Origin of the sequence: Falsiroseomonas sp. HW251, assembly GCF_050563545.1 — a bacterium.
GTDB lineage: Bacteria > Pseudomonadota > Alphaproteobacteria > Acetobacterales > Acetobacteraceae > Falsiroseomonas.
Genome location: NZ_JBNXUM010000043.1, coordinates 40397 through 47723 on the forward strand (window position 1 = coordinate 40397; position 7327 = coordinate 47723).

Annotated in this window: 8 protein-coding genes; 4 read left to right on the top strand and 4 right to left on the bottom strand. The window is 68.4% G+C overall.

The annotated features are described in order from the left end of the window. Nucleotides 1-192: 192 nt before the first annotated feature. Nucleotides 193-1746, top strand: a complete 1554-nt coding sequence (locus ACLF3M_RS32245; RefSeq protein ID WP_430661124.1) for an ATPase domain-containing protein — start codon at nt 193-195, stop codon at nt 1744-1746. Between the two features lie 4 nt (nt 1747-1750). After that, entirely contained in the window at nt 1751-3958 is a 2208-nt protein-coding gene (locus ACLF3M_RS32250; RefSeq protein WP_430661125.1) for a response regulator, read from the top strand. Nucleotide 3959: 1 nt separating this feature from the next. Here ACLF3M_RS32250 and ACLF3M_RS32255 read toward each other — a convergent pair whose 3' ends face one another. Further along, nucleotides 3960-4196, bottom strand: a complete 237-nt coding sequence (locus tag ACLF3M_RS32255; protein WP_430661126.1) for a hypothetical protein — start codon at nt 4194-4196, stop codon at nt 3960-3962. A gap of 26 nt (nt 4197-4222) precedes the next feature. Then, nucleotides 4223-4813 (bottom strand): hypothetical protein, encoded by a 591-nt coding sequence (locus ACLF3M_RS32260; RefSeq protein ID WP_430661127.1) that lies wholly within the window; start codon nt 4811-4813, stop codon nt 4223-4225. Nucleotides 4814-5040: 227 nt separating this feature from the next. On the opposite strand from ACLF3M_RS32260, the gene ACLF3M_RS32265 reads away from it, so the two are divergent. Beyond that, nucleotides 5041-6270 carry an MFS transporter gene (locus tag ACLF3M_RS32265; protein ID WP_430661128.1) on the top strand — a complete coding sequence of 410 codons (1230 nt, stop codon included), beginning with the start codon at nt 5041-5043 and terminating at the stop codon, nt 6268-6270. A gap of 152 nt (nt 6271-6422) precedes the next feature. Here ACLF3M_RS32265 and ACLF3M_RS32270 read toward each other — a convergent pair whose 3' ends face one another. Beyond that, nucleotides 6423-6689 (bottom strand): hypothetical protein, encoded by a 267-nt coding sequence (locus ACLF3M_RS32270; protein WP_430661129.1) that lies wholly within the window; start codon nt 6687-6689, stop codon nt 6423-6425. Here ACLF3M_RS32270 and ACLF3M_RS32275 point away from each other — a divergent pair. After that, nucleotides 6676-7074 (top strand): MarR family transcriptional regulator, encoded by a 399-nt coding sequence (locus tag ACLF3M_RS32275; protein ID WP_430661130.1) that lies wholly within the window; start codon nt 6676-6678, stop codon nt 7072-7074. The two genes, ACLF3M_RS32270 and ACLF3M_RS32275, sit on opposite strands and share 14 nt — an antisense overlap. 50 nt (nt 7075-7124) lie before the next feature. Here ACLF3M_RS32275 and ACLF3M_RS32280 read toward each other — a convergent pair. Continuing rightward, nucleotides 7125-7327, bottom strand: a 203-nt coding sequence (locus ACLF3M_RS32280; protein ID WP_430661131.1) for a hypothetical protein, incomplete at its 5' end; no start/stop codon positions are given.

Here is a 7327-nt window from a genome sequence, read left to right on the forward strand (position 1 = left end):
ATGCCATTGAATTTCTTGTTTCTTCCGCCGCAGAGACGAGGACGATCGGGCCTTTAGCCCGCCATCGGGCTCACTCCTGGACCTCGTGCAGGGACCGAACGGAGAAACCCATTCCGCCGTCAGGCATTCCGAACCGGAACCTGACCATTGGTTCGTCAGGGCGCGTCAGCCTAGAGTGTCGGAGAAAGCTGGATGATCAATCAGCCGAGCGATGAGCAGTCCGCGGCTGGCTCGGCCATCGACGGAGCAGCCGCCTTGGACGACCCACCTCGTCTCTCCACGGGCAACGCGGGCCTCGACCACATCCTCGGTGGCGGGCTGGACGCGAACCGCCTCTACCTCCTTGAGGGCACGCCCGGCACCGGCAAAACGACCCTCGCGCTGCAGTTCCTCCTAGAGGGCGCGCGCGGGGGCGAAACCACCCTCTACGTCTCACTGTCGGAAACCGAGCGCGAACTCCGCCTCGTGGCCCGCCGGCACGGCTGGTCACTCGACGGGGTTTCCCTATTCGAGCTGGTGCCTGCCGAAGCCGCCCTCGATCCGGAGCGCGAGCAGAGCGTCTTCCCACCCTCGGAGATGGAACTCGGCGAAACCACCCGGATGATCTTCGAGCGGGTCGCGGCGCTGAACCCGACCCGGATCGCGTTCGACAGTCTGTCGGAGCTGCGGCTCCTTGCGCAGAGCCCGCTCCGCTACCGGCGGCAAATCCTCGCCCTCAAGCATTTCTTCGCCGACCGCCACTGCACCGTCCTGGTGCTGGACGACCTCAGCTCGGAAGCTGACGACGTGCAGCTCCACTCCATCGTCCACGGCGTGATCCGGCTGGAGCAGACGGCGATCGACTACGGCGCCGAACGCCGGCGCCTGCGGGTGGTCAAGATGCGCGGCATCGACTTCCGCGGCGGCTTCCACGACTTCTCCATCCGGACCGGCGGCCTCGAGATCTACCCGCGTCTTGTGGCGGCGGAGCACCATCGCGCGGCCGAGGGCAGCATCTTCGCCGGCAGTGGCAATCCCGCATTGGACGATATGCTCGGGGGCGGCCTGGAGCGCGGCACCAACGCCCTGCTCCTCGGCGCTGCGGGCGCGGGCAAGTCCTCTCTGGCGCTGACCTACGCGATTGCCGCAGCGGACCGGGGCGAGCGGGCCGTGATCTTCGCCTTCGACGAGGGGCGGGGAACGATCGAGGCCAGGGCCAGGACCCTGGGCCTGGCCCTGGACGGCGCGGTCGAGGCCGGTCTTCTCCGCATTCAGCAGATCGATCCTGCCGAGCTCTCGCCAGGCGAGTTCGCGAGCATCGTTCGCCGCGCGGTGGAAGTGGACCGGGCGCGGGTCGTGGTGATCGACAGCCTCAACGGCTACCTCAGCGCCATGCCGGACGAGCGCTTCCTCCTCCTGCAGATGCACGAGCTGCTGACCTATCTCGGGCAGATGGGCGCGCTCACCATCCTCGTGCTCGCGCAGCATGGCATGGTCGGACCCCTCCAGAGCCCGATCGACCTCAGCTACCTCAGCGACGCCGTCCTGCTGCTGCGCTACTTCGAGTTCGAGGGCGAGGTCCGACGCGCGCTGTCGATCGTGAAGAAGCGCAGCGGCCACCACGAGCACTCAATCCGCGAGTTCCGCCTCAGCGAGGGGGGCATCGCAGTCGGCCCGCCGCTTCGGGACTTCCGAGGCGTCTTTTCCGGCACTCCAAGCTACACGGGACCGGCCCTGCCGGGCCTGGACGGCGACGGCTCGGAGTAGCGCCATGCCAAGAGCGTCCAATCCCGCCAAGCCACGGATCCTCGTCGTTGCTCCGCGTGGACGTGACGGTCCGGCCATCGCCGAGCAGCTTGGCCGCGCCGGGCTCGATACGCTGGTCTGCCGCGACACCGGCGACCTCCTGGATGCACTCGAGCAAGGGGCCGATGTCGTCGTCATGGCGGAGGAGGCGCTCGCCGGCGCGCCGGCGCAGGCGCTTGGGACCTGGGTCTCGCGCCAGCCGCCCTGGTCGGACATGCCCTTCGTGCTGCTGACGAACCACGATCACCGCCCTGCGCCGGCACGGGAGCTGCTGCTGGGGGCTCTGGGCAACGTCTCGCTCCTCGAGCGCCCCGTTCAGGCCCTCACCCTAAGGAGCGCCGTCCTGGCAGCGGTGCGGGCACGCCGGCGCCAGTACGAGGTACGCGCCCACCTCCAAGAGCGGGAGCGGACGGCCATCGAGCTGCAGGATCTCGTCGCCTCTCGCACGCGGGAGCTTGAGGCGGCGAACCGGGCCCTGGAGGCTGAGAGCGCCCTGCGCGAGAGCGAGGCGAGGCTGAGGCTGGCGACCGAGGCGGCCGAGGTGGGCTTTTGGGACGTCGACCTGCTGAACGAAACGATGATCTGGCCGCCCCGCGTGAAGGAGATGTTCGGGATCTCGGCCGACGTCCCGGTCTCGATGAAGGACTTCTATGCGGGCCTGCATCCCGATGACCGCGAGGCTACGGCGAGTGCATTCGCGGCAGCCTGCGATCCCCAACAGCGGGCTGTCTACGATGTCGAGTACCGCACCGTCGGCAAGGAGGACGGCGTCGTACGATGGGTGGCGGCCAAGGGCCGCGCCGCCTTCGACCCTTCGGATCGTCCGATCCGGGTGATCGGGACCGCCATTGACATTACACCGCGCAAGAGGGCCGAGGCGGAGCTGGCGAGGAGCGAGGCCGAGCTCAGGAGTCTGAACGAAGCGCTGGAGGCCCGGGTACGCGAGGAGGTGGCCGCGCGTGAGGAGGCTCAGGCTCGCGCGGCGCAGGCCCAACGTATGGAGGCATTGGGACAGCTCGCCGGCGGGGTGGCGCACGACTTCAACAATGTTCTCCATGCCGTGGCAGGCGGGGCCCGGCTGATGGAGGCACGGAACAGCGACCCTGAACGGGTCAGCCGCCTTGCCCGCATGATCGCCGAGGCGGCACGGCGCGGCGCGTCCGTCACGCGACGCCTGCTGGCCTTCTCGCGGCGGGCCGACCTGCGCGCTGAGGCCGTGGACGTCGCCGTGCTGTTCGAGGACATGCGCGAGATCCTCTCGCACACGCTCGGCACCGGGATTGAGGTGCGCGTCCAGGCGCCGGCATCTTTGCTTCCGCTGCTGGCCGACAAGGGGCAACTCGAAACCGTCATCGTGAACCTCGCCGCCAATGCCCGCGACGCGATGCGCGGCGCCGGTGTGATCACTCTTGCCGGGATCGTCGAGGACGTGCCGCGTGGCATGCGAAGGCCGGGTCACCCGGCCGCGCTGAAACCCGGCAGCTATTTGCGGTTGTCGGTATCGGACACCGGGGCCGGCATGGACGCGGCCACGCTGGCCCGGGCGGCAGAGCCGTTCTTCACGACGAAGCCGCCTGGAAAGGGAACGGGGCTGGGCTTGGCGATGGCTCGCGGCTTTGCCGAGCAGAGCGGCGGCGCGCTCACCATCGAAAGTTCCCCTGGCCGGGGTACGACCATCCGTCTCTGGCTGCCGGCTGCCGCAGCCGACGCCCTCTCCCGACCCGGCCCGGTCCCCATGCAAATGCCGCGACAGGGCGGTGGGCGCGTCCGCGTGCTGCTCGTGGACGACGAAGCCCTGGTCCGGGCGATCACGACCGAGGGGCTGGAGGCCGCGGGCTGCGTCGTTGATTCGGTGGGAACTGGCGCGGAAGCAATTGAGCTTCTGGACTCCGGCGAGCCAGTAGACCTGCTCATCACGGACCTCTCGATGCCTGGAATGGACGGGATAGCCCTAATCCGAGAGGCGCAGAGGCGGAGGCCCGGCCTGCGTGCGATCCTGCTCACGGGCTTCGCGACCGATGCCGCCGAACTCGCGATTGGCGGCGCCATCCACGGCACCTTCTCGCTGCTGCGCAAGCCGATTGAGCCGAACGTCCTGGCGGAGCGGGCGGCCGTGCTGATCAGCGCCACATCGGGGATGGAGGGACCGCGGCAAGACTCCTCACGCCAGTAGTCTACCCGCCTGACCGCTCCCCCGATCGCCGCCGCTCTGCGTCGAGAAGGGCATCGATGCCACCAAGCACCGCGAATGCGTCCACGACCCACGCTGCCTGGTCGCTGACACCGCCGGGATCGGGCCAGTGGGCGATGCCGCCCAGGCCGCCGCGGCACGCCGCCCAGAGCCGCACGAAGGCGTGCCAGGCCTCGGGGACGACAAGCCTCGGGTTCTCCGCCCACGGCTCGCCACCCACTAACCAGTCGCCGCCGTCGTCGGGCTTCAGGCCGCCGTCAAAGGCGCCGGGGTCTCGGGCGACGGCGAGGGCGCCCCGGAGTTTCCCGCCGCATCCCGCCCGGGCTGCATGAGGGTGCTGGCCCGCCAGCCCACCGCCTCAACCTCGTCCTGCGGGAGCACCTCGAGAAGGTCGTCGGGCACCAGGCCCCGTGCTCGGCGGAAGGGTGGCAAGCCAGTGCCCTCCCAGCCGCGCAGTGCGTGCCGAGCCGCGACCCAGGGCAACGTGCCGAGGTAGCGCTGACGCGCGGCGAGCAGCCCCGCATAGATCGGCACGGTGGCGCAGGCCGCCTCGATGGTCCCGAGCTGCACCTGCACTGCCGCATCGTCCGGCGTTGCCTCGGACCCGTCGATCACCGCGAGCAGCTCGTCCGCGTTTCCGGGCGAGGCCTCTCGGACCGCGGCCCGCAGTGCGTCGAGCATCTGCGCCTGCGAGGGGTAGATCCCACCCTCCCGCGCCAGGTCGGCCCGAAAGGCTTGGCGCTCGCGATAGGTCAGCGGCGCGACGAGGTAACGGCGGTCGGCAGCGCCAGGTGGCGCGAACCACTCAGCATCACGCCGCGAGAAGACGACGGTCATAGGGTCTCCTTTATGAACTGCCCAGGAAAAGCCGGCTGTCGGCGCCGTCGTGCTCCGCCCCTGTTCCCGTCGCCGCCCTTGCCATGGCTAAAGCGGCAGGATCATTCTCAACTCGGTTCGGCCGAAGGAGAGCAGCCGGCCGTCCCCGGTGCGAGGCAACGGAGCATCTGATGCTTGGAGATCGGCTCGCTGAAGCGCTGAGGCGGCGCGGCATCCACTACGGTTGGGTGCTGGTCTCACTGACCTTCCTCTACGTCCTCTGCTCGTCCGCGACACTCGGCATCCCGGGCGTGCTGCTGGTGCCCATGGCGGAGGATTTGGGCTGGTCTGTGGGTGATATCTCCGCTCCCATCGGCGTTCGCTTCGCACTGTTCGGCCTAATCGCGCCCTTCGCCGGCGCCCTACTGGTGCGCTATGGACCGCGCGCCGTCGTCGCAGCCTCCGCCGCGCTGCTGCTCGTCGGGCTGTTGATGGCCATGACCATCACGACGCGCTGGCAGCTCTGGCTCAGCCTCGGCGTGCTCTGCGGCATCGCGCCTGGCATGACCGCGGTAGTGCTGCCCGCAACGGTGGCCACCCGCTGGTTCACCGCGCGGCGCGGCTTGGTCCTCGGGTTACTTGGTGGCGGAGGCGCGGCAGGGCAGCTGGTATTCCTACCGCCCGTCGCCTGGATCGCTGAGGCCTGGGGTTGGCGCTACGCGCTTCTGCCTTCCGCCATCAGCGTCGGCATCCTGGCGGCGCTGTTCTGGCTGCTAGCACGTGACCGCCCGCAGGAGATTGGCCTCGCTCCCTATGGCGAAACCGGTCCACCGGCACATCCGGCTGCGCTCTCCTCGGGCAATCCCTTCGCGCTTAGCCTTAGCGCCCTTGCCGAAGGCGTGCGCACGCCGCTGTTCTGGCTTCTGGCCTTTACCTTTGCCGTGTGCGGGCTCTCGAGCACGGGCCTGATGCAGGCACATTTCGTGCCGCTTTGCGGCGACTACGGGATCGCGACGCTGACCGCGGCCGGGTTGCTTGGGGTGATCGGCGCTTTCAACATGGCGGGCACGATTGCGTCGGGCTGGCTGTCGGACCGCTACGATCCGCGCTGGCTCCTAATGGGCTACTACGGTTTCCGTGGCGTGTCGCTGGTCTGGCTGCCCTTTAGCGACTTCTCGATCATGGAGCTGTCGCTGTTCTCCGTCCTGTTCGGCCTCGACTTCATCGCGACTGTGCCGCCTACGGTGAAGCTCGCCGTCCAGGCCTTGGGGCGGGAAAAGGCGCCGATCGCCTTTGGCTGGATCTTCGCCGCGCATCAGCTCGGCGCCGGGGCGATGGCCTATGTGGCCGGGGAGTCGCGCGATGTGCTCGGCACCTATTTGCCAGCCTTCTTCACGGCCGGCCTACTTTGCTTCGTGGCAGCGCTCTGCTTCGTCGCAGTGCGCGGACGACCCAGGCCAATCACCGCGGCAGCGTAATTCAACGAGACTCTGAGATCAGCACCTCAACCTTCCGTTGGCCGCGCGATCGATCCTAACTGCCTGAACGAGCTGTTCGACACGCCACAGATTGCTCGCGCACTCCGATCGCATCGCTTGAACTCGTCCTGCAATGTCGCTCAACCGGCCCCTCAGAACTGCGCCAGAAAGAGCGCGCTGTCGGCGCCGTCGAGCTGAAAGGCGATGTCGAGCTGGCCGAGGCCATCGCGCTCGCCAGGTCGCATGCCGGTGGCCTTGGCCGCGGGAGCGATCGCACGCGCGCCTACGGTCGGGCCACGGCCCGCCATCACCGACAAATGTCGTGTTGTTTCGTCACCGTGATTGCGCAGCTTTCGATGTATCGGCGACGCTTGCGACAACCTTGCCCACAAAGGAATACGGACGATGACGCCGGACACCGAGCAGGGCGACATGCTCCTGCTGCTGCGCGAAACGGTGGTGGAGCTGGTGCGGCGAGACGGGCCAGACCTGACCGCTCGCCAGATGGCGGTCTTCCTAACCGTGTACCTCACTGACGGCCCACACACGGTCCGCGGCTTGGCCGCAAAGCTCAGGGTATCCAAGCCGGCGATTACGCGGGCGCTGGATCGGCTTGGCGATCTCGACTTTGCCCGTCGCAAGCCGGACCCAACGGACCGCCGCAGTGTGCAAGTGCAGCAGACCAGGGCGGGCTCGGCCTTCTTGCGCGATGTTGGCCGCCTTATGACCCAGGCCGCGCAGGACAGCGTAGCACGTCGTTCCGAACCAATGGAGGATGCCCCCTCCAAGTCGCGCGCGGGCTAAGCAGCGCAGCTTGCGTTGACGTTCGCGCGCGCCACCCATCCGCCCAAGCGTCAGAACTGCGCCAGGAAGAGCGGACTATCGGCGCCATCAAGCTGGAAGGCGATATCGAGCTGACCGAGGCCGTCGCGCTCGCCGGGCCGCATTCCGGTGGCCTTGGCCGCGGGTGCGATCACGCAGAAGCGGTTGCCGGCGATTGCGCCGAGGATCGCCATCAGCGACATCGCCGTGCCCTGCCGGAAGGCGTTGAACAGCG